The organism is Streptomyces sp. NPDC048604 (assembly GCF_043199435.1).
GTDB lineage: Bacteria > Actinomycetota > Actinomycetes > Streptomycetales > Streptomycetaceae > Streptomyces.
On record NZ_JBICVX010000002.1, the window covers coordinates 396043 to 421694 of the forward strand.

Genomic DNA, 25652 nt, shown 5'->3' on the forward strand with positions numbered 1-25652 from the left:
GGGAAGATCCGTATGGGCCCGACAAGAAGGCCCGTATGGACCCGATTCGGTGTATGGGGGTCAGACTGCCCAGGGCGGCGCGGCGGAAACCGGTCCGCCCCGGACTGTCTCTGACGTGACGTCAGTTATCGGGGTTCAGCGGGTTCAGCTCTGTTGGTTGCGCTTGGTCGAGACGGCCGGGGAGGGCACGCCCGACCCGGCCCGCAGCGTGCCGTCCTTGCGCAGCCGGAACCAGTAGAAGCCGTGGCCCGTCAGGGTCAGCAGGTACGGCCACTCGCCGATCGCGGGGAAGGTGACCCCGCCGATCAGCTCCACCGGGCGCAGGCCGTTGAACCGGCGCAGGTCCAGTTCCGTCGGCTGCGCGAACCGCGAGAAGTTGTTCACGCACATCACCAGGTCGTCGCCGTACTCCCGCAGGAACGCCAGCACCGCCGGGTTCGACGAGGGCAGTTCCGTGTAGGAGCCCAGGCCGAACGCGGGGTTCTGCTTGCGGATCTCGATCATCCGCCGCGTCCAGTGCAGCAGCGAGGACGGCGAGGCCATCGACGCCTCGACGTTGGTGACCTGGTAGCCGTACACCGGGTCCATGATGGTCGGCAGGTACAGCCGGCCCGGATCGCAGGACGAGAAGCCCGCGTTGCGGTCCGGGGTCCACTGCATCGGGGTGCGCACCCCGTCGCGGTCGCCGAGCCAGATGTTGTCGCCCATGCCGATCTCGTCGCCGTAGTACAGCACCGGCGAACCCGGCAGCGCGAACAGCAGCGCGGTGAACAGCTCCATCTGCTTGCGGTCGTTGTCCAGGAGCGGGGCGAGCCGGCGGCGGATGCCGATGTTGGCCCGCATCCGCGGGTCCTTGGCGTACTCCGCGTACATGTAGTCGCGTTCCTCGTCGGTGACCATCTCGAGGGTCAGCTCGTCGTGGTTGCGCAGGAAGATGCCCCACTGGCAGCCCGCCGGGATCTCCGGGGTCTTGGCCAGGATCTCGGAGACCGGATGGCGCGATTCGCGCCGTACGGCCATGAAGATCCGCGGCATCACGGGGAAGTGGAACGCCATGTGGCACTCGTCGCCGCCGGAGGGGAAGTCGCCGAAGTAGTCGACCACGTCCTCCGGCCACTGGTTCGCCTCGGCGAGCAGCACCGTGTCCGGGTAGTGCGCGTCGATCTCCTTGCGGACCCGCTTGAGGAACGTGTGGGTCTCCGCGAGGTTCTCGCAGTTGGTGCCCTCCTGCTGGTACAGGTACGGCACCGCGTCGAGGCGGAAGCCGTCGATGCCCAGGTCCAGCCAGAACCGCAGCGCCGAGATGATCTCCTCCTGCACGGCCGGGTTCTCGTAGTTGAGGTCCGGCTGGTGCGAGAAGAAGCGGTGCCAGTAGTACTGCTTGCGGACCGGGTCGAAGGTCCAGTTGGACGACTCGGTGTCGACGAAGATGATCCGGGCGTCCTGGAACTGCTTGTCGTCGTCGGCCCAGACGTAGTAGTCGCCGTACGGGCCGTCGGGATCGTTGCGGGACTCCTGGAACCACGGGTGCTGGTCGCTGGTGTGGTTCATGACGAAGTCGATGATCACGCGCATCCCGCGCTGGTGCGCCGCGTCGACGAACTCCACGAAGTCGGCGAGGTCGCCGAACTCCGGGAGCACGGACGTGTAGTCCGCGACGTCGTACCCGCCGTCCCGCAGGGGGGACTTGAAGAACGGCGGCAGCCAGAGGCAGTCGACGCCCAGCCATTGCAGGTAGTCCAGCTTGTTGGTGATGCCCTTGAGGTCGCCGACGCCGTCGCCGTTGCTGTCCTGGAAGGACCTGACCAGCACCTCGTAGAACACCGCCCGCTTGAACCAGTCCGGATCGCGGTCCTTGGCGGGGGTGTCCTCGAAGGTGTCGGGGACGGGTTCGTTGATCATCATGATGTGGGTGACCCTCCGGTCTGCGGGGACGGTCGCAGGGTGAGCACGTGCGCGGGCGTGACGCCGGGCTCGAGGCGCACGTAGTTGGCCCTGCCCCAGTGATAGGTGTCGCCGGTGAGCTCGTCGCGCACCGGAACGGTCTCGTGCCAGTCCAGGCCGAGTTCCGGCATGTTCAACGAGACCGTGGCCTCCTGGGTGTGGCGGGGGTCGAGATTTGCGACCACCAGAACCGTGTTCGAACCGGCCCGCCGGCTGTACGCGAGCACCGCCTCGTTGTCGGTGTCGTGGAACGTCAGCCCGCGCAGCCGGCGCAGCGCCGGGTTGCGCCGCCGGATCCGGTTGAGCGCGGTGATCAGCGGGGCGATCGTGGCGCCCGAGCGCTCCGCCGACTCCCAGTCGCGGAGCCGCAGTTCGTACTTCTCCGAGTCCAGGTACTCCTCGCTGCCGTCCCGCAGCGGGGTGTTCTCGCACAGCTCGTAGCCCGCGTACACACCCCAGGTCGGCGACAGCGTCGCCGCGAGCACCGCCCGCACCTCGAACGCGGGGCGGCCGCCGCGCTGGAGGTAGGCGTGCAGGATGTCCGGGGTGTTCACGAACAGGTTCGGCCGCATGCAGTCGGCCGACTCGCCGGACAGCTCGGTCAGGTACTCGGTGAGTTCGTCCTTGGTGTTGCGCCAGGTGAAGTACGTGTACGACTGCTGGAAGCCGATCGCGGCCAGGGTCTTCATCATGGCGGGCCGGGTGAACGCCTCGGCCAGGAAGATCACGTCCGGGTCCCGGCCGTTGATCTCGCCGAGCACCCGCTCCCAGAACACCACCGGCTTGGTGTGCGGGTTGTCGACACGGAAGATCCGCACCCCGTGGTCCATCCAGTGCCGCAGCACCCGCACCGTCTCCTCGACGATGCCGTCCATGTCCCGGTCGAACGCGATCGGATAGATGTCCTGGTACTTCTTCGGCGGGTTCTCCGCGTACGCGATCGAGCCGTCGGCGCGGTGGTGGAACCACTCCGGGTGCTTGTCCACCCACGGGTGGTCCGGGGAGCACTGCAGCGCGAAGTCCAGCGCGATCTCCAGGCGCAGCTCGCCGGCCCGGGCCACGAACGCGTCGAAGTCCTCCAGGGTGCCCAGGTCCGGGTGGACGGCGTCGTGCCCGCCCTCGTGCGAGCCGATCGCCCAGGGCACGCCGACGTCCTGCGGGCCCGCCGACAGCGCGTTGTTGCGGCCCTTGCGGTGGGTCTCGCCGATGGGGTGCACCGGCGGCAGATAGACCACGTCGAAGCCCATCGCCGCGATCGCCGGGAGCCGTTCGGCCGCCGTGCGGAAGGTGCCCGGGACCAGTCTGCCGCGGACCCGGCGCGCGCCCTCGGAGCGCGGGAAGAACTCGTACCAGGAGCCGTACAGCGCGCGCTCCCGCTCGACCAGCAGGGTCAACGGCCGGGAGGAGCTGACCAGTTCACGCAGCGGATGGGCGTCGAGGGCCCCGGTCACCTGCGGGGCGAGCGCGGCCGCGAGCCGGGCCGCGGCCGGGCGGCCGTCGTCCCGCAGCGCGTCCGCGGCGGCCAGCACCGCCTCGCGGCCGCCGCCCTTCTTCGGCACGCCCTTCGCGGCGCGCTCGTGCAGCTCGGCGCCCTCGGCGAGGACGAGTTCGGTGTCGATGCCGGCCGGGATCTTGATCCGGGCGGCGTGCCGCCAGGTGGCGACCGGATCGCTCCAGGCCTCCACGGTGTACGTCCAGCGGCCCTCGGCGTCCGGGGTGATCGCGGCGCCCCAGCGGTCGGTGCCCGGCGCGAGTTCGCGCATCGGGATCCACGGGCCGGACCGCCCGGAGGGGTCGGTGAGCACCACGTTCGCGGCGACGGCGTCATGGCCCTCGCGGAAGACGGTGGCGGTCACGTCGAGCGTCTCCCCGACCACCGCCTTCGCGGGGCGGCGTCCGCATTCGACCAGAGGGCGGACGTCGAGGACGGGGATACGACCAATCAGCGGGTTCACGGCATCACCTGGGGGTTGCTCACGGGGGTGCGGGTGGTGGTGCGCTCTTTGTAGCTCCGTCGACGGCAGAGGGGTTGCGGGCATGGCCGCTCCTGTCCGCGTTCACTCGGATGGCTGACATCGGTGGCTGGGATCGGGTGGCTTCTGGTACGCACCGGGGAGCCTTCCCACAGGATTCGGGAGGGCAATCCGGCCGCTTTGTTAACTACTCGGGCGTCGCGCCCCCGGCAACAGCATCTCCCGGACAAGAAACGGGCCGTGGTGTTGTGGGTGGTGAACCGGAGGCTCGCGGCACGGGTGTGCGCGACCCCTGTGCGCCGTGGTCCGCAACCGCCCCGTGTCCTACCTTCGGGTGCGGAACACCGGTCGCACAGCGTGGTGCGTCCACTCCGAAACGTACCTCCCCTGCGAAGGTGGAACGCGTGAAGGCAATCCGTCGATTCACCGTGCGTCCCGTCCTCCCCGACACCCTTCGACCCCTCAGCGACCTCGCGCGCAATCTGCGCTGGTCCTGGCACGAACCCACCCGGGAGCTGTTCCGCTCCGTCGACCCCGACGGCTGGAAGGCCGCCGAGGGCGACCCCGTGCGGCTGCTCGGCACCGTCACCGCCGCGCGGCTCACCGAACTCGCCGCCGACCCGGACTTCCTCGCCGCGCTCGCGTCGGCCGCCGACGACCTCGACCGCTATCTGCACGAACCCCGCTGGTACCAGGCCCAGCACAGCGAGCGGCTGCCGGCCGCCGTCGCGTACTTCTCGCCCGAGTTCGGCGTCACCGCCGCCCTGCCCCAGTACTCCGGCGGCCTCGGGATCCTCGCCGGGGACCACCTCAAGGCCGCCAGCGACCTCGGTGTTCCGCTGACCGGCGTCGGCCTGCTCTACCGGCACGGCTACTTCCGCCAGTCGCTCTCCCGGGACGGCTGGCAGCAGGAGCACTACCCGGTCCTCGACCCCGGCGAGCTGCCGGTCACCCTGCTCCGCGAACACGACGGCAGCCCCGCCCGCGTCACCCTCGCGCTGCCCGGCGGCCGGCGGCTGCACGCCCACATCTGGGTCGCCCAGGTCGGCCGGGTGCCGCTGCTGATGCTCGACTCCGACGTGGAGGAGAACGGGCCCGCCGAACGCGACGTCACCGACCGGCTGTACGGCGGCGGCAGCGAGCACCGGCTGCTCCAGGAGATGCTGCTCGGCATCGGCGGCGTGCGCGCGGTACGGGCGTACGCGCGGCTCACCGACGGGCCGGAACCGGAGGTGTTCCACACCAACGAGGGCCACGCCGGCTTCCTCGGCCTGGAGCGGATCCGCGAACTCATGGGCGCCGGGCTCGACTTCGACGCGGCGCTCGAATCGGTGCGGGCCGGGACGGTGTTCACCACCCACACCCCGGTGCCGGCCGGCATCGACCGCTTCGACCGCGAGCTGGTCGCCCGGCACTTCGGCGACGACGGCGAGCTGCCCGGCGTGGATGTGGCGCGGGTGCTGACGCTCGGCCGGGAGACCTATCCGGGCGGTGACCCGGGCGTGTTCAACATGGCCGTGATGGGGATGCGGCTCGCCCAGCGCGCCAACGGCGTGTCCACGCTGCACGGAGCGGTCAGCCGGGAGATGTTCTCCGGACTGTGGCCGGGATTCGACTCCCAGGAGGCGCCGATCACCTCGATCACCAACGGCGTCCACGCGCCGACCTGGGTCGCCCCCGAGCTGGCCGGCCTCTGCGGACGGGCCGCGGACGTCCCCGACCGCGAACTGTGGGACCTGCGGCGCACCCTGCGCGAACAGCTGGTGGCGGAGGTACGGGAACGGCTGCGCGCCTCCTGGCGGCAGCGGGGCGCCGGCTCGGCCGAACTCGGCTGGATCGACTCGGTCCTCGACCCGGACGTCCTCACCATCGGCTTCGCCCGCCGCGTCCCCTCGTACAAGCGCCTGACCCTGATGCTCCGCGACAAGGAGCGCCTGACGAGTCTGCTGCTCCACCCCGAACGCCCCGTCCAGATCGTCGTCGCGGGCAAGGCGCACCCGGCGGACGACGGCGGCAAGCGCCTCGTCCAGGAGCTGGTGCGGTTCGCCGACGACCCGAAGGTGCGGCACCGGATCGTGTTCCTGCCGGACTACGGCATGGGCATGGCGCGGCGGCTCTACCCCGGCTGCGACGTCTGGCTCAACAACCCGCTGCGGCCGCTGGAGGCCTGCGGCACCAGCGGCATGAAGGCCGCGCTCAACGGCGGGCTCAACCTGTCGGTGCTCGACGGCTGGTGGGACGAGTGGTTCGAGCCGGACTTCGGCTGGGCCATCCCCACGGCGGACGGCGCGGCGGCGCTCGACGAGGAGCGGCGGGACGACCTGGAGGCGCACGCACTGTACGAGCTGGTGGAGAAGCGGGTCGCGCCGCGGTTCTACGACTGCGGCGCGGACGGCGTCCCGGTCCGGTGGACCGAGATGGTCCGCCGGACGCTGACCGACCTCGGCCCGAAGGTCCTCGCCGACCGCATGGTCCGCGAGTACGTGGAGCGGCTGTACGCCCCCGCCGCCGAGGCGCACCGGGCGCTGGAGCCCGGGGCGGCGCGCCGGCTGGCCGCGTGGAAGGCCGAGGTCCGGGCCGCGTGGCCGCAGGTCACCGTCGACCACGTGGAGTTCGGCGAGGACCTCGGAGAGGCGGAGCTCGGTGCGACGCTGCTGGTCCGGGTACGGGTCGCCCTCGGCTCCCTGCGCCCCGACGACGTCGAGGTGCAGGCGGTCGCCGGCCGCGTCGACCCGGACGACACGCTCACCGGCGCCCGCGTCAGCGTCCTGAAACCGACGGGCACCCCGGACCTGGAGGGCCGCCGGCTCTACGAGGGCCCGCTCGTCCTGGACCGCACCGGCCCCTTCGGCTGCACGGTCCGCGCCCTCCCGTCGCACCCGCTCCTGCCGAACCCCACCGACCTCGGCCTCACGGCCCTGCCGCCGGAGGCGACGGGCGCGGGGGCGGGAGTGCTGATGCGGTGAGGCGGCCGGTCTAGTGCGCGACGCGCGAAGCGGCCCGGAGGGAAGGATCCCTCCGGGCCGCAGGTCACTTCGGCGGAGCCGCTCCCGGCTTACGGGAAGGTCAGCTTGAAGCTGTTGATGTAGCCGGTGTCGATGCCGGCCTTGTCCTGGGCGCGCAGCTTCCAGACGCCGTTGGCGACCTCGCTGGAGGCGTTCACGGTGTAGGTCTGGTCGATGTTGTCGGCGCTGCCGCCGGAGCGGTTGTGCAGGTTGTAGACCGAGCCGTCGGGGGCGACGAGGTCCACGACGAGGTCACCCTTGTAGGTGTGGACGATGTTCACACCGACGGAGAGGTTGCTCGGGGCGTTGCCGGTGACACCGGTGACGGTCACCGAGGAGGTCACCGCGGCGCCGGGGGAGTCCGGGATGGACACGTCGGCGGTGTTCTCGAAGACCTTGCCGCCCGGGTTGCCGCCGCCGGGGCGGGAGCCCACGTTGATGCCGGCCCAGGCGTGCTCCACCGCGGTCACCTCGGGGCTGCCCGCCCCGTACAGCTCGGTGGCCGCCGCGACGGTGCCCGTGCGGGCGCCGGCGTAGTTGGTGTTCGAGTTGAACTTCGTGGTGAGCGCCTTGAACCAGATCAGCGAGGCCTTGTCCCGGCCGATGCCGGTGACGGGCAGACCGTCGGAGGTCGGCGAGTCGTAGGTGACCCCGTTGATCGTCTTGGTGCCGCTGCCCTCGGAGAGCAGGTAGTACCAGTGGTTCGCCGGACCCGAGGAGTAGTGGACGTCGATGCCGCCGATGCCCGAGTACCAGGCGTCCTTGGACGAGCCGTCCTTGCTCGGCTTGTCCATGTAGCGCAGCGGCGTGCCGTTGCCCCGGATGTCGATCTTCTCGCCGACCAGGTAGTCGCCCTTGTCCTGCGCGTTGTTGGCGTAGAACTCGACGGCCGCCGCGAAGATGTCGGAGGTCGCCTCGTTCAGGCCGCCGGACTCGCCGCTGTAGACCAGACCGGCCGTGTTGGCGGTGACGCCGTGCGTCATCTCGTGCGCGGCGACGTCGATCGACGTCAGCGGCTTGGCGTTGCCGGCGCCGTCGCCGTACGTCATGCAGAAGCAGGAGTCCTGCCAGAAGGCGTTGACGTACGCGTTGCCGTAGTGGACCCGGGAGTACGCGCCGACGCCGTCACCGCGGATGCCGGAGCGGCCCTGCACGTTCTTGTAGTAGTCCCAGGTGAGCGCCGCGCCGTAGTGCGCGTCCGCGCCGGCGGTCTCCAGGTTCTGCGGGGTGCCGTCGCCCCAGATGTCGTCGGCGCCGGAGAACAGCGTGCCGGTGCCGGACGTGCCGCGGTTGAGGTTGTTCGTCTTGTGGTTGCCGCGGGTGGTGTCGGTCAGCGTGTACGAGGGCGCGGTGCCCAGCGTCACCTGGCCGCTGTACTGCGTGTTGCCGGTGCCGGTGTGCACGGCCTGCCACTCGTGCAGCTTCGCGCCGGTCGTCGCGTCGGTGACGACGTGCAGCTCGTTGGGCGTGCCGTCGTGCTGGAGGCCGCCGACGACGGTCTCGTACGCGAGGACGGGCGAACCCTGCGCCATCCAGACGACCTTGCGCGGGGCGCGCTCGGCGGCGGTGGCCTTGGAGCCCTCGCCCTTGGCCGCGGTCAGCGCCTGCTTCACGGCGGCGGCCGGGGCGACGTCGGCGGTCATGTCGACGTTCTTCAGCTCGGCGCGCGAGGCCTTGCGGACGGACTGGGTGGCCCCGGCCTTGGACTCGGCGACGATCAGGTCGCCGCCCAGGACGGGCAGCCCGGCGAAGGTGCGCTCGTAGCGCGTGTGCGTGGTGCCGTCGCGGTCCTTGACGACGTCACGGACGACGAGCTTCTCCTGCGCGCCGAGGCCGAGGGCCTTGGCCGTGTTCGCCTTGTCGGCGTCGGCGGCCTTGATGAGCGCGGTGCGCTCGGCGGGGGAGAGGGCGGCGGGCAGCTTGCCGGGGTTGGCCTTCCCGGCCGCCTGCGCCTTGGGCGCGGCGGACAGGCCACCGGCGTCGGCGGTGGCGGAACCCTGGAAGCCTGCGGCGAGCATCGCGGCGGCCGCGATCAGAGCGCCCGTCGCGGTGGCACGACGGCTTGGCGTGGATCTCACGCGAACTCCTTTTGCGAGGGGGGTACCGGGCGGTTGGGTGGACCGTCCGGGCGGAGCAAACAGAGCTGTGGCACGCGAACTGTGATGCGAAGAGCCGGGGAGAGAGTGACAGGGATGACGGGTACCTGTCATGACCGCGGCGCAAACTTGGCCGGAAATTGTCCGCTGCCCGTAAGCCGCCGTTCGCTGAACGGACGCCTGCCGTGCGGACGACGGGGTCGCGCCGCTCAGGCCAGGCTGTCCCGCCAGGCGCGATGCAGCCCCGCGAACCGGCCATCGCCGCCGATGAGTTCGGACGGAGCGCCGTCCTCGACGATCCGGCCGCCCTCCACCACAAGGACGCGGTCCGCGATCTCGACCGTCGACAGGCGATGCGCGATCACCACCGCCGTACGGCCCGCCAGCACCGTGTCCATCGCCCGCTGCACCGCACGCTCGCCCGGGACGTCCAGGGAGCTCGTCGCCTCGTCCAGGATCAGCACCGCCGGGTCGGCGAGCAGCGCCCGCGCGAAGGCGACCAGCTGGCGCTGGCCCGCCGAGATCCGCCCGCCGCGCTTGCGCACGTCCGTGTCGTAGCCGTCCGGGAGGCTCGCGACGAAGTCGTGCGCGCCGATCGCCTTCGCCGCGTGCTCGATCTCCTCACGGCTTGCCTCCGGGCGGCCGATCGCGATGTTCTGCGCGACCGTGCCGGAGAACAGGAACGCCTCCTGGGTCACCATCACCACGCCCCGCCGCAGCTCCGGCGCGGCCAGTTCGCGCAGGTCGACCCCGTCGAGCAGCACCCGGCCGTCCGTCGGGTCGTAGAACCGGGCCAGCAGCTTCGCCAGCGTCGACTTGCCCGCCCCCGTCGAGCCGACCACCGCCACCGTCTGCCCGGCCGGGATCGTCAGGTCGAAGCGCGGCAGCACCTCGCCGCCCGTCCGGTACGCGAACCGGACGCCCTCGAACGCCACCGCCCGCCCGGGCACGCCGTCCGCCCGCGCAGGCAGCGCGCGCGGCGCGGCGGACTCCGGCACCGTCGGGGTCTGCGCGAGCAGCCCGGCGATCTTCTGCAGCGAGGCGGCCGCCGACTGGTACGAGTTGAGGAACATGCCGAGCCGGTCGATCGGGTCGTACAGCCGCCGCACGTACAGCACGGCCGCCGCCAGCACGCCCAGCGCGAGCGTGCCGCCAGCCACCCGGTACGCGCCCCACAGCACCATGCCCGCGACCGCCGTGTTGGCGACGAGCCGGGAGCCGACCACGTACTGCATCATCTCCAGGAGCGCGTCGCCGTTGGCGCGTTCGTGACGGTGGTTGAGCCGGTCGAACTCGGCGTCGTTGACCCGCTCCCGGCGGAACGCCCGGACCGGCCGGATCCCGTTCATCGTCTCCGTGAACTTCACGATCACCCCGGCGATCGCCGTCGACCGCTCGGCGAACACCGCCGACGCGCGCCGCCGGTAGCGCCGGATCAGCAGGTACAGCGGGCCGAACGAGGCGACCGCCACCACGCCGATCCCGAGGTCCAGCCAGAGCAGCGTCGCCGAGATGTACACGAACGCGAGCACCACGCCGACCAGCTCCCGCAGACCCGACGCGAGGAGTTCGCGCAGCGACTCGACGTCGGCGGTGGCCCGGGCGATCAGCCGGCCGGAGGTGTAGCGCTCGTGGAAGTCCAGGCTGAGCGCCTGCGCGTGCCGGAAGATCCGGTCCCGCAGCTCGCGCAGCGCGTCCTGGCTGACCCGGGCGGAGACCCGGATGAACGCGTACTGGAGCAGGCCCGCCGCCGCCGCGCAGAGCAGGTAGCCGGCCGCCACCGCGATCAGCGGGCCGTGGTCGTCGCGGCGCAGCGCGGGCACGCCGCGGTCGATCGCGTACGCCACGAGCAGCGGGCCGGCCTGCACCGCCGCCTGCTGCAGCAGGAGCAGCACGGTGGCGAACACGACACGGGCGCGGTGCGGGGCCAGCAGCGAGCCCAGCAGCCGGCCCGTCGTGCGCGGCGGGGTGGGCAGGTCGTCCCGGTCGAACGGGTCGGTGGCTTCGGCGGCGTGGGTGGCTTTTGCGGCGGTCATCGCGGATCGATCCCCCGGTCCTCTGCGTCCCCGGACATCAGCCAGGCGTACTCGGCGTGCTCGCGCAGCAGTTCGTGATGGGTGCCGACCGCCGCGATCCGGCCGCCGGACAGCAGGGCGACCCGGTCCGCGAGCAGCACCGTGGACGGCCGGTGCGCGATGACGAGCGCGGTCGTGTCGCGCAGCACCTCCCGCAGCGCCGCCTCGACCAGGGCCTCCGTGTGCACGTCCAGGGCGGACAGCGGGTCGTCAAGCACCAGGAACCGGGGCCGGCCGACCACCGCGCGGGCCAGCGCGAGGCGCTGGCGCTGACCGCCGGACAGGCTCAGCCCCTGCTCGCCGACCTGTGTCGCGGCGCCCTCGGGCAGCGCGGCGACGAACTCCCGGGCCTGCGCCACGGCGAGCGCCCGCCACAGCGCCTCCTCGTCGTCGTCCTGCGGCCCGGCGCCCATCAGGACGTTCTCGCCGACACTCGCCGAGAACAGCGTGGGCTCCTCGAACGCCATCGACACCAGCGTCCGCAGCCGCTCCCGAGGCATCGCCGCGATGTCCTCGCCGTCCAGCAGGATCCGGCCACCGCCGGCCTCGTGCAGCCGCGGTACGAGGGCGGTGAGCGTGGTCTTGCCGGAGCCGGTCGCGCCGACGAGCGCCAGGGTCTCCCCGGCGCGGATGTGCAGATCGACGCCGTCCAGCACCGGCCGCGCGTCCGCGGGGGCGTCGGGGTACCGGAACGACACGTTCTCGAACCGCACCCCGTCCCGCCCGCCGAGGGCCCCCACCGCGTCTCCGGCGGGCACGGCGTCCCCGGCCCCCGGCGTCTCCTCCTCCGCCTCGTCCATCACCTCGAAGAAGCGTTCCGTGGCCGTGGCCGCCTCCTGGCTCATGGCGATCAGGAAGCCGATCGACTCCACCGGCCAGCGCAGCGCCAGCGTCGTCGCCAGGAACGCCACCAGCGTGCCCGCCGAGAGCGTGCCGTCGGCGACCTGCAGCGTGCCGATCACCAGGGCCGCGCCCACCGCGAGTTCGGGCAGGGCGGTGATCACGGCCCAGATCCAGGCCAGCAGCCGGGACTTGTCCAGTTCGGTGCCGTGCAGCCGGCCGGTCAGGGCGCGGAAGGCCGTCAGCTGGCTGCGGTGGCGGCCGAAGCCCTTGACGACGCGGATGCCGAGGACGCTCTCCTCGATCACCGTCGTCACGTCGCCGGCCTGGTCCTGGGCGCGCCGCGCGACCACCGCGTACCGCGTCTCGAACCACCAGCACAGCGCCACCAGCGGCGCGACCGGGGTGAGGAGGATCAGGCCGAGGGTCCACTGCTGGCTCAGCAGGATCACGTACCCGGCCAGGATCGTCACCGCGTTGACGAACAGGAAGGTCAGCGGGAACGCCAGGAACATCCGCAGCAGCGCCAGGTCGCCCGTCCCGCGCGACAGCAGCTGCCCCGAGGCCCAGCGGTCGTGGAAGGAGATCGGCAGCCGCTGCAGCCGCCGGTACAGATCCGCCCGCATCGCCGCCTCGACGCCCGCCAGCGGGCGGGCCGTCAGCCAGCGTCGCACGCCGAACAGCCCCGCCTCCGCGATGCCGAGCAGCAGCACGTACAGCGCGCCGAGCCACACCCCGCCGGGGTCCTGCTCGGTCACCGGACCGTCCACGATCCACTTCAGGACCAGCGGGATCACCAGCCCCAGATACGAGGCGACGACGGCCACCACGGCCGCCGCCCCCCAGCGCAGCCGCACCGGCCGGAAATACGGCCAGAGGCGGAGCAGCGAGCGTAAGGCGGACCGGCTTCCGGCGGGCACACGTGTCTCGGGCATCAGGGCCGATCCTAGGGTTGGCCACTGACACTCCCCATCCCCATTTCCGGCCCGCCATCAGCCGATCGGCTGATCCGTACGACGAGCGGATCGGCCGATGCGGCGGACCCCCGCCGCTCGGCAGGCTGAGGGCATGGCAATGATCGAAGTACGGGAACTGCACAAGTCGTACGGCGGCCGGAAGGTCGTGGACGGGGTGTCGTTCGAGGTCGCCGAGGGGGAGATCTTCGGGATCCTCGGGCCCAACGGGGCCGGGAAGACCACCACCGTGGAGTGCGTGGAGGGGCTGCGGACGCCCGACTCCGGCACGGTACGGGTGGCCGGGTACGACCCCGTCGCCGACCGCGCCCAGGTCACCCTGCTGCTCGGGGCGCAGCTCCAGGAGAGCGAACTGCAGGCCAAGCTGACGGTCCGTGAGGCCCTCGAGCTGTACGCGGCCTGCTATCCGAACCCCGCCGACTGGCGCGAACTCGCCGAACGGCTGGGTCTGACGGAGCGGCTCGACACCCGCTTCGGGAAGCTGTCCGGCGGCCAGAAGCAGCGGCTGTTCATCGCCCTCGCCCTGATCGGCAGCCCCCGCGCCGTCGTCCTGGACGAGCTGACCACCGGCCTCGACCCGCGCGCCCGCCGCGACACCTGGAAGCTCGTCGAGGACATCCGCGACAGCGGCGTCACCGTCCTGCTCGTCACCCACTTCATGGAGGAGGCCCAGCGCCTCTGCGACCGCATCGCGATCGTCGAGCAGGGCCGGATCACCGCCCTCGACACCCCCGGCCGGCTGATCGAGCGGTCCTCGGCGAACACGGTCGTCTCCTTCCAGCCCTCCGCGCCGTTCGACATCGGGGCCCTGTCCGCCCTCCCGGCGGTCGCCTCCGTCGAGGAGGCGCGGGACGGCCGGATCACCGTCCACGGCGGCGACGACACCGCCGGCGCCGTCCTCTCGCACCTCGCGCAGCAGGGCGTCACCGCCCACCACCTCCGCGTCGCGGACACCACCCTCGACGACGCCTTCCTCGACCTGACGGGAACCGACTCATGAGCACCGGCACCGCCGTACTGAAGGCCGAGGCCCGCCTCTTCACCCGCGAGCCCGGCGCCCTGTTCTGGATCCTCGCCTTTCCGACCCTGCTCCTCGTCGTGATCGGCTGCATCCCCGCGTTCCGTGAGCCGTCCCCGGACCTCGGCGGCCTGCGGACCGTCGACCTCTACGTCCCCGTCGTCGTCCTGCTCGCGATGATCACGTCCGGCATCCAGTCGATGCCGCCCGTCCTCACCGGCTACCGCGAGCGCGGCATCCTGCGCCGCATGGGGACCACCCCGATGCGGCCCGGAGCCCTCGTCAACGCCCAGATCGTGCTGCACGGCGCCGCCGTCGTCTGCTCCGCGCTGCTCGCCCTGGCCGTCGGCCGGCTGGTCTTCGGCGTGGCCCTGCCCCGCCACCTCCTCGGCTACCTGCTGGCCCTGGTACTCGCCGGGCTCTCCGCCCTCGCGCTCGGCGCGACGGTCTCCGCGATCAGCCGCACCACCAACATCACCCACGCGGTCGGGTCGGCGGTATTCTTCCCGGCGATGTTCACCTCCGGGGTGTGGGTGCCGGTCGCCGTCATGCCCGACACGGTCCGGCAGATCGTGGGCCTCACCCCGTTCGGGGCCTCCGCGCAGGCCCTCGACCAGGCCATGGCCGGCCAGTGGCCGAGCTGGACCCACCTCGCGGTGACCGCGGCCTGGACCGTGCTCCTGGTCGCCGTGGCCCGGCGCCGGTTCACCTGGGAATGATGTGAGAGGCGGGGGCGGATGACGACGACGGGCACGATCACCACGGCCGAACAGCGCTGGATCCAGTTCTTCCGCCACGGCCCCTACGCCCTGCTCGCCGTCTCGTCCGCCGTCGGCGCGGCCGCCGCCGACGAGTTCATGACCCCCGGCGAGTCGTACGCGGTCGGGGTGCTGGTCCTTGCGGCACTCGCCCTCCAGGTGTGGTGGCAGCGGACCTCCCCGCCGGGCCTGCCCACCCCCTCCCCGCGCGGGGAGCTCTACTACGGCGTGCGCACCGCGCTGGCCTTCGCGCTCACCTGGCTCAACCCGCTCTTCGCGGTCTACGCCTCGATCGGCTACTTCGACGTGGCCAACCTGCTCCGGGCCCGGTTCTTCCGGCCCGCCCTGCTGGTCGTCGCGGTCACCATGGCCGGCTCCCAGTCCGGCGGGCTGCCGCCCGGCTCGGCGATCCAATGGCTGCTCTTCGGAGGCCTGTTCGTCGTCAACGCCGGACTCTCCACCGTGTTCGGCCAGATCAGCAACAAGGAGGCCGAGCACGCCAGGCAGAAGGCCGCCACCATCGACGCCCTGGAGCGCGCCCTCGACGAGAACGCCGCGCTGCAGGCCCAGCTCGTCGTCCAGGCCCGCGAGGCCGGCGTCGCCGACGAGCGCCGCCGGCTCGCCGCCGAGATCCACGACACCCTCGCCCAGGGCCTGACCGGCATCATCGCCCAGCTCCAGGCGGTCACCGCCGCCGAGGGCCCGCAGGCCGCCCGCGTCCATCTCGACCGCGCCCAGGCCCTGGCCCGGCACTCCCTCGGCGAGGCCCGCCGCTCCGTGCAGAACCTCGCCCCGGCGGCCCTGGAGCACGACAGCCTGCCCGAGGCGCTGAAGAAGACCGTCGCCGCGTGGGCCGAACGCACCGGCGTGGACGCCCGGTTCACCGTCACCGGCGCCGAGGAGCCGCTGCACGACGAGGTGGCCGCCACCCTGCTGCGGATCGCCGAGGAGGCCCTGGCCAACACGGCCCGGCACGCGGCGGCCGGCCGGGCCGGCGTCACCCTCTCCTACATGGGCGACGAGGTCACCCTCGACATACGCGACGACGGCCGCGGCTTCGACCCGGCCGCCCGCCAAGGGCGCACCGCCGAGGGCGGGTTCGGCCTGGACGGCATGAAGGCGCGCGCCGCCCGGATCGCCGGCGAGGTCGCGGTGGAGGCCGAGCACGGCGCGGGGACCGCGGTCAGCGCCCGCGTACCTTTGGTCCGTCATGACTGAGCCCCGGACCATCACCCTGCTGATCGTCGACGACCATCCGGTCGTCCGCGACGGCCTGCGCGGCATGTTCGCCGCCGACCCCGCGTTCACCGTCCTCGGCGAGGCGCCGAACGGCGTCGAGGGCGTCGAACTCGCCCTGTCACTCGACCCGGACGTCGTCCTGATGGACCTGCGCATGCCCGGCGGCGGAGGCGTCGACGCGATCGCCGAGCTGACCCGGCGCGGCGCCCGCTCCCGGGTCCTCGTGCTCACCACGTACGACACCGACTCCGACACCCTGCCCGCGATCGAGGCGGGCGCGACCGGCTACCTGCTCAAGGACGCGCCCCGCGACGAGCTGTTCGCCGCGGTACGGGCCGCCGCCGACGGCCGCAGCGTGCTCTCGCCGGCCGTCGCCTCCCGGCTCGTCACCCGCGTCCGCGCGCCCGCCGCCCCGCGGCCCGTCGACACGACCCTGTCCGCCCGCGAGGCCGAGGTGCTGGCGCTGGTCGCCCGGGGCACCTCCAACAAGGCCATCGCGGCGGAGCTGTTCATCAGCGAGGCCACCGTGAAGACCCACCTCACGCACATCTTCGCGAAACTCGACGCCAAGGACCGCGCCGCCGCGGTCGCCGCCGGCTACGACCGCGGCATCCTCGGCCAAGGCCCCCGGCCGTAGGGCCCGTCCGTCGGACACCCCTAACCCGCCACCCGCAGCAGCACCACCGACCGTTCCGCCACCGTGAACCGCTGTCCGCCCCGGTGCACCGTCCCCGGGGCGCGGGACTGGTCCTCGCGGGCGGTGTCCACGACCAGTTCGTACGACTCCGCCCACGGCGGGCCCGGCAGCGTGAACTCCACCGGCCGGGGCGCGGCGTGCAGCACCGCCAGGAAGCTGTCGTCGGTGACCTGCGCGCCGCGCGCGTCCCGGCCCGGTATGTCGCGGCCCGACAGGTACAGGCCGAGCGTCGCCGTCGGCGCGTACCAGTCCCGTTCGGTCATCTCCGAGCCCTCCGAGGTGAACCAGGCCAGGTCCCGCAGCCCGTCCGCGCCCTGCGGGCGGCCGTCGAAGAACGCCCGCCGGCGCAGCACCGGATGGCGGTGCCGCAGCGCGAGCAGCCGCCGGGTCAGTGCCAGCAGCCCGCGCAGGTCCTCCTGTTCCGGCAGCGACCAGTCCACCCAGCCCAGTTCGTTGTCCTGGCAGTACGCGTTGTTGTTGCCGCCCTGCGTACGGCCCATCTCGTCGCCCGCGACCAGCATCGGCACCCCGGTCGACAGCAGCAGCGTGGTCAGCAGGTTGCGGATCTGCCGGCGGCGCAGCGCGTTGACCGCGGGGTCGTCGGTCTCGCCCTCCACCCCGCAGTTCCAGGCCCGGTTGTCGTTCGTGCCGTCCCGGTTGCCCTCCCCGTTGGCCTCGTTGTGCTTGCGCTCGTACGTCACCAGGTCCCGCAGCGTGAACCCGTCGTGCGCGGTGACGAAGTTGACCGAGGCGTACGGCCGCCGGCCGCCCCAGGCGTACAGGTCGCTGGAGCCGGACAGCCGGTAGCCGAGGTCGCGCACGTCGGGCAGCGCACCGCGCCAGAAGTCCCGTACCGCGTCCCGGTAGCGGTCGTTCCACTCGGTCCACAGCGGTGGGAACGCGCCCACCTGGTAGCCACCGTTGCCCACGTCCCACGGCTCGGCGATCAGCTTCACCCGGCGCAGCACCGGGTCCTGCGCGATGACGGCGAGGAACGGGGAGAGCATGTCGACGTCGTGCATGGAGCGGGCCAGCGCCGCCGCCAGGTCGAAGCGGAAGCCGTCCACGCCCATCTCGGTCACCCAGTACCGCAGGCTGTCGGTGATCAGCCGCAGCACCTGCGGCTGCACCACGTGCAGGGTGTTGCCGCAGCCGGTGTAGTCGGCGTACCGGCGGGCGTCGGACTGGAGCCGGTAGTAGCCCCGGTTGTCGATGCCCTTCAGGGACAGCGTCGGCCCGAGCTCGCCCGCCTCGGCGGTGTGGTTGTAGACCACGTCGAGGATCACCTCGATGCCCGCCGCGTGCAGCGCCCGCACCATCCGCTTGAACTCGCCGACCTGCTGCCCGGCCGTGCCCGACGCGCTGTACCCGGCGTGCGGGGCGAAGTACCCGATCGAGTTGTAGCCCCAGTGGTTTCGCAGTCCGCGCCGCAGCAGATGGTCCTCGTGCGCGAACTGGTGCACCGGCAGCAGCTCCACCGCCGTCACCCCGAGGTTCACCAGGTGCTCGATCGCCGCCGGATGCGCCAGGCCCGCGTACGTGCCCCGCAGGTGCTCGGGGATCCCCGGGTGGCGCTGCGTGAACCCCTTCACGTGCAGCTCGTAGATGACGGAGTCCGGCCACGGGGTCTTCGGCCGCCGGTCGTCCGCCCAGTCGTCGTCGTCCTGGACCACGACGCCCTTGGGGACGTACGGCGCCGAGTCCCGCTCGTCGCGGACCGTGTCGGCGACGTGCTGCTGCGGCCAGTCCCGGACGTGCCCGTACACCTCGGCCGGCAGCGTGAAGTCTCCGTCGACCGCCCGCGCGTACGGGTCGAGCAGCAGCTTGGCCGGATTCCAGCGGGCCCCGGTCCACGGGTCCCAGCGGCCGTGCACCCGGTAGCCGTACCGCTGCCCCTCCGTGACGCCCGGCACGAAGCCGTGCCAGATCTCGTGGGTCAGCTCGGTCAGCGGCAGCCGCGTCTCCGTCCCGTCCGGCGCGAACAGGCACAGCTCCACCGCCTCCGCACCGCCCGCCCAGAGCGCGAAGTTCGTGCCCGCCACCCCGTCCGGGCCGACCCGGCAGCGCGCCCCCAGCGGCGTCGGCGCGCCCGGCCACACCACCGGGTCCGGCGGCCCGTGGGGCTGTTCCACGGCAGGGGAGGGCGCCACTCCCTCCCGCACCGCCTCCTGTTCGGCTGCGCTCGACACCCCTCGGCCTCCCGCGGCTCGCCGGGCCCCGTGCCGTCAGGGAGCGGGCGGCGTCCCGGCCGCCGCCCCCCGCACGGGGTCCTCCCACCTGTTCTGCCCGGACCGCCGTGCTCCCAACATGACCCGCGCCCACGTTTCCCCTGGAGGGGGGCAGTCGTTGGGCCGGGCGTGAGACATGCACTGAAGCGGGCCAGGACCTGCCTGGGCCTCGCGCTGGCGGCGGCCGGCCTTCTGACCGGGACGACGGGCTGCACCGGCGACGGCGGATCCGGCGGCGGATCAGGCGGGGAGAAGGGCGGCGGCCTCGCGCTCCCGCTGCCGGGCCGGGCCAAGGCCCCCGGCGACGTCATCCGGATCAGCCCGGTGGACGGCGCGAAGGGCGTTCCGGCGGACGGGCCGGTCGAGATCGCCATCGACGGCGGACGGCTCGAACGGGTGTCCGTGGTCCAGATCGAGGACGCCCGGCCGGCCCGGCTGGAGGGCACGATCAGCGAGGACGGACTGCGCTGGCGCCCGGCCGCCGGAGCCCGTCTGGCGCTGGCCGCCAAGTACAGCGTGGACGTGGTCGCGCTGGACGAGGACGGCCGGCGCTCCGCCCGGCACACCACCTTCGCCACCGTCGTCCCCGAGAAACGCTTCATCGGCTATTTCAAGCCGGAGAACCGCTCCACGGTCGGTACCGGCATGATCGTCTCCTTCGGCTTCAACCGGCCGATCGAGGACCGCGCCGCCGTCGAACGGGCCATCCGCATCACCTCGGATCCGCCGGTCGAGGTCGTCGGCCACTGGTTCGGCAAGGAACGGCTCGACTTCCGGCCGCGGGAGTACTGGCAGCCCGGAACCGAGGTCAGCGTCGAACTGGCCCTGCGGGACGTCGAGGGCGCGCCCGGCGTCTACGGCATCCAGCGCAAGACCGTCGGCTTCACCGTCGGCCGCTCCCAGGTCTCGCTGGTGGACGCGGCCGAGCACACCATGGAGGTGCGCCGGGACGGCGAGGTCCTGGCCACGCTGCCGATCACCGCGGGGGCCCCGAAGACCACCACGTACAACGGGAAGATGGTGGTCACGGAGATGTACGACGTGACCCGGATGGACGGCCGGACGGTCGGCTTCGGCGGCGAGTACGACATCAAGGACGTGCCGCACGCCGTCCGGCTCACCAACTCCGGCACCTTCCTGCACGGCAACTACTGGGCCTCCGAGGACACCTTCGGCAACGCCAACGTCAGTCACGGCTGCGTCGGTCTGGAGGACGAGAAGGGCGGCAGCTCCGACAGCCCGGCCGGCTGGTTCTTCGACCGGACCCTCATCGGCGACGTCGTCGAGGTCGTGAACTCGCGTGACCGAAAGGTCGCTCCCGACAACGGCCTGGGAGGGTGGAACATGGACTGGAACAGCTGGAAGACCGGCTCCGCCCTTCGCTGAACCGGCGTCATGCCCCCGTCCGCACCCGCCCCGCGGCACCCGCCGACGTCCCGGAGCAGTTGGGACTGAACGGTGACATTCCGAGTGAACTTTCCATGGCTGCGGTGTGATTATCTAGCGCCGTGCGCGCGAGTGGAGTGCGCCGGGGGTGCGGACCGTGGCGGGGCCAGGCCGCGAGGGGAGTGAACCAGAGTGAACGGGCAGCCGATATCGGGGGCATCGGCCGTGGCCGGCCGTAGGGGCGTGCGGCTGAAGGCACTGGCGGCGGGGGCGCTGCTGCTCCTCGTGACCGCATGCGGCGGCGGGGACACCGACGTACCGAACAAGGACCAGGGCAAGAGCGGCGGTCAGGTCGAGAACACGGCCTCGCAGGCCGTGGTGACGATCCTGCCGAAGGACGGCGCGAACGACGTCGCCACCAGCGGTGCGCTGAAGGTCACCGCCGAGAAGGGCAAGCTGACCACCGTCACGGTGGCCGACTCCAAGGGCACCCCGGTCGAGGGCAAGCTGGCCGCCGACGGCGCCAGCTGGGAGCCCGCGCGGCACCTCGCCGCCGGGACGCAGTACAAGGTCCACGCGATTGCCAAGGACGCCGAGGGCCGCGAGTCGGCGAAGGACACCACCTTCACCACCCTGGTCCCGAAGAACACCTTCGTCGGCCACTACACGCCCGAGGACGGCTCGACCGTCGGCGTCGGCATGCCGGTCTCGATCAACTTCACCCGGGGCATCACCAACCCCGAGGCCGTCGAGAAGGGCATCAAGGTCACCGCGGTCCCGAACGTCGAGATCGAGGGCCACTGGTTCGGCAACGACCGCCTCGACTTCCGGCCGAAGGAGTACTGGGCCGCGGGCACCAAGGTGACCGTCGAGCTCAACCTGGACGGCGTCGAGGGCCGGCCCGGCGTGTACGGCAAGCAGAAGAAGACGGTGAACTTCACCATCGGCCGCAGCCAGGTCTCCACCGTCGACGCCAAGTCGAAGACCATGAAGGTCGTCCGCGACGGCAAGCTCATCCGCACCGTCCCGATCACCGCGGGCGCGCCGTCCACGACCACGTACAACGGCGAGATGGTCATCAGCGAGAAGTACAAGGTGACCCGCATGAACGGGGCCACGGTCGGCTTCGGCGGCGAGTACGACATCAAGGACGTGCCGCACGCGATGCGCCTGTCCACCTCCGGCACCTTCGTGCACGGCAACTACTGGGCCTCCGCCGGTACCTTCGGCAACTCGAACGTCAGCCACGGCTGCGTCGGCCTGCGGGACGCGCGCGGCGCCGGCGACGGCTCCACCCCGGCGGCCTGGTTCTACAACAACTCGATCATCGGCGACGTGGTGGTCGTGAAGAACTCCAAGGACAAGCAGATCCGCCCGGACAACGGCCTCAACGGCTGGAACATGTCGTGGGAGGAGTGGATCAAGTAGATCCCTCCGCACGGACCGCCGCGGACCCGGTGCTGTCGCTCGCTCCTGTGAGCAACGGCACCGGGTCCGTCCGCGTTAACGAGGGCTAACCTGCCTGTCATGACTGTGAACCTCGAAGTCGCCGAAGGCGTCGGCACGATCCGCCTCGACCGCCCCCCGATGAACGCGCTGGACATCGCCACCCAGGACCGGCTGCGCGAGCTGGCCCAGGAGGCGACCGACCGCGACGACGTGCGCGCGGTGATCCTCTACGGCGGGGAGAAGGTGTTCGCGGCCGGCGCGGACATCAAGGAGATGCAGGTCATGGACCACGCGGCCATGGTCAAGCGGTCCCGCGCCCTGCAGGACGCGTTCACCGCCGTCGCCCGCATCCCCAAGCCGGTCGTGGCCGCGGTGACCGGGTACGCCCTGGGCGGCGGCTGCGAGCTGGCGCTCTGCGCGGACTACCGGATCGCCGGCGACAACGCCAAGCTCGGCCAGCCGGAGATCCTGCTCGGCCTGATCCCGGGCGCCGGCGGCACCCAGCGGCTGTCCCGGCTCGTCGGCCCCTCGAAGGCCAAGGACCTGATCTTCACCGGCCGCATGGTCAAGGCCGACGAGGCGCTCGCGCTCGGCCTGGTCGACCGGGTCGTCCCGGCCGCCGAGGTGTACGAGCAGGCGCACGCCTGGGCCGCGAAGCTCGCCCAGGGCCCGGCGCTGGCGCTGCGCGCCGCGAAGGAGTCGATCGACGCGGGCCTGGAGACGGACATCGACACCGGTCTCGCCATCGAGCGGAACTGGTTCGCCGGACTGTTCGCGACCGAGGACCGCGAGCGCGGCATGCGCAGCTTCGTGGAGGAGGGCCCGGGCAAGGCCAAGTTCCTCTGACGGGAGCGCGGTGGGCGGCGTCAACCGGCTGTTCCGTGCGACGCCGCCACAAGGGAGGTTTCTTCCCTGGCCGATAGTCGACCCTTCCGTGATCATGTGAACACGGTGCGTCGCCGCAGGTCAGCCTTGGTTTCCAGGGCTGTTTACTGCCTCCGGCATATGCCTAATGGTCTCGGAAGGGTCCTGATCTCTCCGGTACCTATTCCTCCGGAACGGCCCCGCGGGCGCTTGTGGGCGGCCATCATGGAGGGCATGGCGGGCCTGGAGGGTGTTGAGCAACCACGGCAGCGCGGCGGCTCGGCCGCCGCGCGGTGGGTACCGGGCACGGAGGACGAACGGGCCGTCAAGGCCGAGGAGTTGTACGGCAATCCGGCGGACGGCGAGGTGTGTCTGCCGTCCCTGCCGGAGTCGGCCGCGACGGCCCGCCGGCTCACCCAGTCCGTCGTCCTGCGCCACTGGGGGCTCTCCCCGCAGATCGCCGAACACGCCGTCCTGCTCGTCTCCGAATTGGTCGGCAACGCCGTCCGGCACACCGGTGCCCGGATCTTCGGGCTGCGGATGCTGCGCCGCCGTGGCTGGATCCGGATCGAGGTGCGCGACCCGTCCCGGGGGCTGCCCTGTCTGATGCCGGTCCACGAGCTCGACACCAGCGGGCGCGGCCTCTTCCTCGTCGACAAGCTCTCCGACCGCTGGGGCGTCGACCTGTTACCGCGCGGCAAGACCACCTGGTTCGAGATGCGCGTCGCCGACCGCCCCTGAACGCACAGAAGCCCCCGGTGGGGGGCTTCATGTGGGGCGCCGTGGATGAAGGGGGTGTATCCACGGCGTGCAAGACGACCTGGCCCGGGTCAATGGGGGTCGTGGCTCCGACTATGGCAGACCCGGGGCCATGTCGCCAAAAGTTCCTATGGGTACAGATTCGGTCAAAACAGGACAATCGCCTGGTGAATCATTGGTGACGTAGGGCACCCACCTTATAAAGGGTGAATAAGTATGGTGTTCATCGATTGTTTCATCGGTGAACCCCCGCGTGAGCCTCCGTGTCGCGGCGACGTCAAACGTCCTTAATTGGCTCAATCATTACCTTTCGGGCATACCACCCCTTAAATGGTCGCGTGACACCGACCGACCGCCGCGGCGCACTGCGGGCGGGCGCGGCCGCCGCCCTCACCGGCGCGCTCACCCCCGCCTGCGGCACGGACCGGCCCGCCCGGACCCCGCCCCCCGCCACGCCGTCCCCGGCGCACCCCGTGGCGTCCGGACCCCGCCGCTTCCCCGGCACTCCCGCCGAGATCACCCACGGCCCCCGCGACCGCGCCCGGGTCGCCCTCACCTTCCACGGCCAGGGCGATCCGGCCCTCGCCGGCGCCCTGCTCACCGAGGCCGAACGGGCCGGCGCCCGGGTCACCGTCCTCGCCGTCGGCGGCTGGCTCGACCAGTACCCCCGGCTCGCCCGGCGGATCCTGGACGGCGGCCACGAACTCGGCAACCACACCCAGCGCCACCTCGACGTCAACGCCCTCACCGAGGCGCAGGCGTACGCGGAGATCGACGCCTGCGCACGCCGGCTGCGCCGGCTCACCGGCTCCATCGGCGCCTGGTTCCGCCCCTCCCGCGCCCCGCACGCGAGCCCGCACGTGCGGCGGGCCGCCGCCCGGGCCGGCTACCCGCACGTCCTCTCGTACGAGGTCGACTCCCTCGACTTCACCTCGCCCGGCGCATCGGCCGTCGTCCGCAACGTCACCGGGACGGTCCGCAACGGATCCGTGGTGAGCCTGCACTTCGGCTACGCGGACACGGTCGCCGCGCTGCCCGCCCTCCTGGCCGACCTCGACCGCCGCGGACTGCGCGCGGTGACCACGACGGAGCTGCTGACCTGATGCCACCTCACACCCTGTCCCTCACCCGCCGCGCCGGCGCGCTGCTCGCCGGCTGCCTGCTCGCCGCCCTCGCCGGCTGCGGCTCCGACGACGGCCGGCCCCCGAGCGGCCGCGGCGCCAAGGCCGCCCCGCGGCCGGCGGAGCCCAAGCCGGCCGTCCCCGCCGGGCTGCCCGGCATGCCGCCGGTCCTCGACCCGAAGGACGTCTACGCGGCCGACCGGCCCAATCAACTCTCCCCGGTCGTCAAGGGCTTCCCGTCCCGGGTGTACGTGCCCAACACCAACTCCAACACCGTCTCGGTCATCGACCCGGCCACCTACAAGGTCATCGAGACCATCCCGGTCGGCATCCAGCCCCAGCACGTCGTCCCCTCCTGGGACCTGAAGACGCTCTGGGTCAACAACAACCGCGGCCACACGCTCACCCCGATCGACCCGGCCACCGGCGTCGCGGGCAAGCCGGTCGAGGTGCACGACCCGTACAACCTCTACTTCACGCCGAACGGCAAGTACGCCGTCGTCATGGCCTCCATGGACCGCGAGTTGGTCTTCCGCGACCCGCACACCATGGAGCGCAAGAAGACCGTCCCGGTCTCCTGCTACGGCGTCAACCACGCCGACTTCTCCGCCGACGGCCGCTACTTCGTCGTGTCCTGCGAGTTCTCCGGCGAACTGCTCAAGGTCGACACCGAGAAGCTGGAGGTGATCGGCCAGCAGAAGCTGCCCTTCGAGGGCGCGATGCCGCAGGACGTGAAGATCTCCCCGGACGGCAAGACCTTCTACATCGCCGACATGATGGCCCACGGCATGTGGGTCCTCGACGGCGAGAAGTTCACCACGCCGACCCTGCTGCCCACCGGCAAGGGCGCGCACGGCCTCTACATCTCCCGCGACTCGAAGGAGATGTACATCCCCAACCGGGGCGAGGGCAGCATCTCGGTCTTCGACTTCGCCCAGAACAAGCTCACCAAGAAGTGGCACCTGCCGGACGGCGGCTCCCCGGACATGGGCGGCGTCTCGGCCGACGGCAAGGTCCTGTGGCTGTCCGGGCGGTACGACTCCGAGGTGTACGCGATCGACACCGCCACCGGGAAGCAGCTCGCCCGGATCCCGGTGGGCGGCGGCCCGCACGGCCTCGCGGTCTACCCGCAGCCCGGCCGCTACTCGCTCGGCCACACCGGCGTCTTCCGCTGACGCCCGGCGCGTCCGTTCCGGCCCCGGCCCGTCACGACGGGACCGGGGCCG

General features: G+C 71.9%; 17 protein-coding genes. 11 read left to right on the forward strand and 6 right to left on the reverse strand.

What is annotated here, in order from left to right:
- Positions 1-144 precede the first annotated feature (144 nt).
- A complete protein-coding gene (gene treS, locus ACGFMM_RS05695) occupies positions 145-1905 on the reverse strand; it encodes a maltose alpha-D-glucosyltransferase (protein ID WP_393643447.1) in 1761 nt (586 codons plus the stop codon).
- Positions 1902-3890, reverse strand: a complete 1989-nt coding sequence (locus ACGFMM_RS05700) for an alpha-1,4-glucan--maltose-1-phosphate maltosyltransferase (protein WP_393643762.1) — start codon at positions 3888-3890, stop codon at positions 1902-1904. Before ACGFMM_RS05700 ends, treS begins: the two co-directional genes overlap by 4 nt.
- A gap of 431 nt (positions 3891-4321) precedes the next feature.
- Here ACGFMM_RS05700 and glgP point away from each other — a divergent pair, with 431 nt between their 5' ends.
- Positions 4322-6883, forward strand: a complete 2562-nt coding sequence (glgP, locus tag ACGFMM_RS05705; RefSeq protein ID WP_393643449.1) for an alpha-glucan family phosphorylase — start codon at positions 4322-4324, stop codon at positions 6881-6883.
- Positions 6884-6972: 89 nt separating this feature from the next.
- On the opposite strand, the gene ACGFMM_RS05710 is transcribed toward glgP, so the two are convergent.
- From ACGFMM_RS05710 to ACGFMM_RS05720, 3 genes are all read right to left on the reverse strand, one after another.
- A complete protein-coding gene (locus tag ACGFMM_RS05710) occupies positions 6973-9000 on the reverse strand; it encodes a M4 family metallopeptidase (RefSeq protein ID WP_393643450.1) in 2028 nt (675 codons plus the stop codon).
- A 227-nt stretch (positions 9001-9227) separates the two neighbouring features.
- Positions 9228-11054, reverse strand: coding sequence for an ABC transporter ATP-binding protein (locus ACGFMM_RS05715; RefSeq protein WP_393643452.1), 1827 nt, complete (start codon positions 11052-11054; stop codon positions 9228-9230).
- The gene (locus tag ACGFMM_RS05720) at positions 11051-12868 is read right to left on the reverse strand and encodes an ABC transporter ATP-binding protein (protein WP_393643454.1); all 1818 of its coding nucleotides are present in this window, start codon (positions 12866-12868) and stop codon (positions 11051-11053) included. The genes ACGFMM_RS05715 and ACGFMM_RS05720 overlap by 4 nt, the downstream gene beginning before the upstream one ends.
- Before the next feature lie 133 nt (positions 12869-13001).
- Here ACGFMM_RS05720 and ACGFMM_RS05725 point away from each other — a divergent pair, with 133 nt between their 5' ends.
- The 4 genes from ACGFMM_RS05725 to ACGFMM_RS05740 are packed head-to-tail and all read left to right on the forward strand — an operon-like array spanning position 13002 to position 16559.
- Entirely contained in the window at positions 13002-13907 is a 906-nt protein-coding gene (locus ACGFMM_RS05725) for an ABC transporter ATP-binding protein (protein WP_393643455.1), read from the forward strand.
- Positions 13904-14644, forward strand: coding sequence for an ABC transporter permease (locus tag ACGFMM_RS05730; protein ID WP_393643456.1), 741 nt, complete (start codon positions 13904-13906; stop codon positions 14642-14644). The genes ACGFMM_RS05725 and ACGFMM_RS05730 overlap by 4 nt, the downstream gene beginning before the upstream one ends.
- A gap of 18 nt (positions 14645-14662) precedes the next feature.
- On the forward strand, positions 14663-15901 hold the full coding sequence (locus ACGFMM_RS05735) for a sensor histidine kinase (RefSeq protein ID WP_393643457.1): 1239 nt from the start codon (positions 14663-14665) through the stop codon (positions 15899-15901).
- The gene (locus tag ACGFMM_RS05740; protein ID WP_393643459.1) at positions 15894-16559 is read left to right on the forward strand and encodes a response regulator; all 666 of its coding nucleotides are present in this window, start codon (positions 15894-15896) and stop codon (positions 16557-16559) included. Before ACGFMM_RS05735 ends, ACGFMM_RS05740 begins: the two co-directional genes overlap by 8 nt.
- Positions 16560-16579: 20 nt before the next feature.
- On the opposite strand, the gene glgX is transcribed toward ACGFMM_RS05740, so the two are convergent.
- Positions 16580-18808 carry a glycogen debranching protein GlgX gene (gene glgX / locus ACGFMM_RS05745; RefSeq protein WP_393643461.1) on the reverse strand — a complete coding sequence of 743 codons (2229 nt, stop codon included), beginning with the start codon at positions 18806-18808 and terminating at the stop codon, positions 16580-16582.
- A 168-nt stretch (positions 18809-18976) separates the two neighbouring features.
- On the opposite strand from glgX, the gene ACGFMM_RS05750 reads away from it, so the two are divergent.
- From ACGFMM_RS05750 to ACGFMM_RS05775, 6 genes are all read left to right on the forward strand, one after another.
- The gene (locus tag ACGFMM_RS05750; protein WP_393643462.1) at positions 18977-20233 is read left to right on the forward strand and encodes an Ig-like domain-containing protein; all 1257 of its coding nucleotides are present in this window, start codon (positions 18977-18979) and stop codon (positions 20231-20233) included.
- Positions 20234-20425: 192 nt separating this feature from the next.
- Positions 20426-21661 carry an Ig-like domain-containing protein gene (locus tag ACGFMM_RS05755; protein ID WP_393643464.1) on the forward strand — a complete coding sequence of 412 codons (1236 nt, stop codon included), beginning with the start codon at positions 20426-20428 and terminating at the stop codon, positions 21659-21661.
- A 99-nt stretch (positions 21662-21760) separates the two neighbouring features.
- Positions 21761-22528: an enoyl-CoA hydratase/isomerase family protein gene (locus tag ACGFMM_RS05760; protein ID WP_393643465.1), complete on the forward strand. Its 768-nt coding sequence runs from the start codon at positions 21761-21763 to the stop codon at positions 22526-22528.
- A 252-nt stretch (positions 22529-22780) separates the two neighbouring features.
- Positions 22781-23287 (forward strand): ATP-binding protein, encoded by a 507-nt coding sequence (locus ACGFMM_RS05765; protein WP_393643467.1) that lies wholly within the window; start codon positions 22781-22783, stop codon positions 23285-23287.
- A gap of 356 nt (positions 23288-23643) precedes the next feature.
- Positions 23644-24408 carry a polysaccharide deacetylase family protein gene (locus ACGFMM_RS05770; RefSeq protein WP_393643469.1) on the forward strand — a complete coding sequence of 255 codons (765 nt, stop codon included), beginning with the start codon at positions 23644-23646 and terminating at the stop codon, positions 24406-24408.
- Entirely contained in the window at positions 24408-25601 is a 1194-nt protein-coding gene (locus tag ACGFMM_RS05775; protein WP_393643471.1) for a YncE family protein, read from the forward strand. The genes ACGFMM_RS05770 and ACGFMM_RS05775 overlap by 1 nt, the downstream gene beginning before the upstream one ends.
- The last annotated feature ends 51 nt before the right edge of the window (positions 25602-25652 follow it).

Coding starts and splice junctions, on each gene's coding strand:
- treS (WP_393643447.1), bottom strand. CDS start 1,905: ATGATGATCAACGAACCCGTCCCCGACACCTTCGAGGACACCCCCGCC.
- ACGFMM_RS05715 (WP_393643452.1), bottom strand. CDS start 11,054: ATGACCGCCGCAAAAGCCACCCACGCCGCCGAAGCCACCGACCCGTTC.
- ACGFMM_RS05720 (WP_393643454.1), bottom strand. CDS start 12,868: ATGCCCGAGACACGTGTGCCCGCCGGAAGCCGGTCCGCCTTACGCTCG.
- ACGFMM_RS05725 (WP_393643455.1), top strand. CDS start 13,002: ATGGCAATGATCGAAGTACGGGAACTGCACAAGTCGTACGGCGGCCGG.
- ACGFMM_RS05730 (WP_393643456.1), top strand. CDS start 13,904: ATGAGCACCGGCACCGCCGTACTGAAGGCCGAGGCCCGCCTCTTCACC.
- ACGFMM_RS05735 (WP_393643457.1), top strand. CDS start 14,663: ATGACGACGACGGGCACGATCACCACGGCCGAACAGCGCTGGATCCAG.
- ACGFMM_RS05740 (WP_393643459.1), top strand. CDS start 15,894: ATGACTGAGCCCCGGACCATCACCCTGCTGATCGTCGACGACCATCCG.
- ACGFMM_RS05760 (WP_393643465.1), top strand. CDS start 21,761: ATGACTGTGAACCTCGAAGTCGCCGAAGGCGTCGGCACGATCCGCCTC.
- ACGFMM_RS05765 (WP_393643467.1), top strand. CDS start 22,781: ATGGCGGGCCTGGAGGGTGTTGAGCAACCACGGCAGCGCGGCGGCTCG.
- ACGFMM_RS05775 (WP_393643471.1), top strand. CDS start 24,408: ATGCCACCTCACACCCTGTCCCTCACCCGCCGCGCCGGCGCGCTGCTC.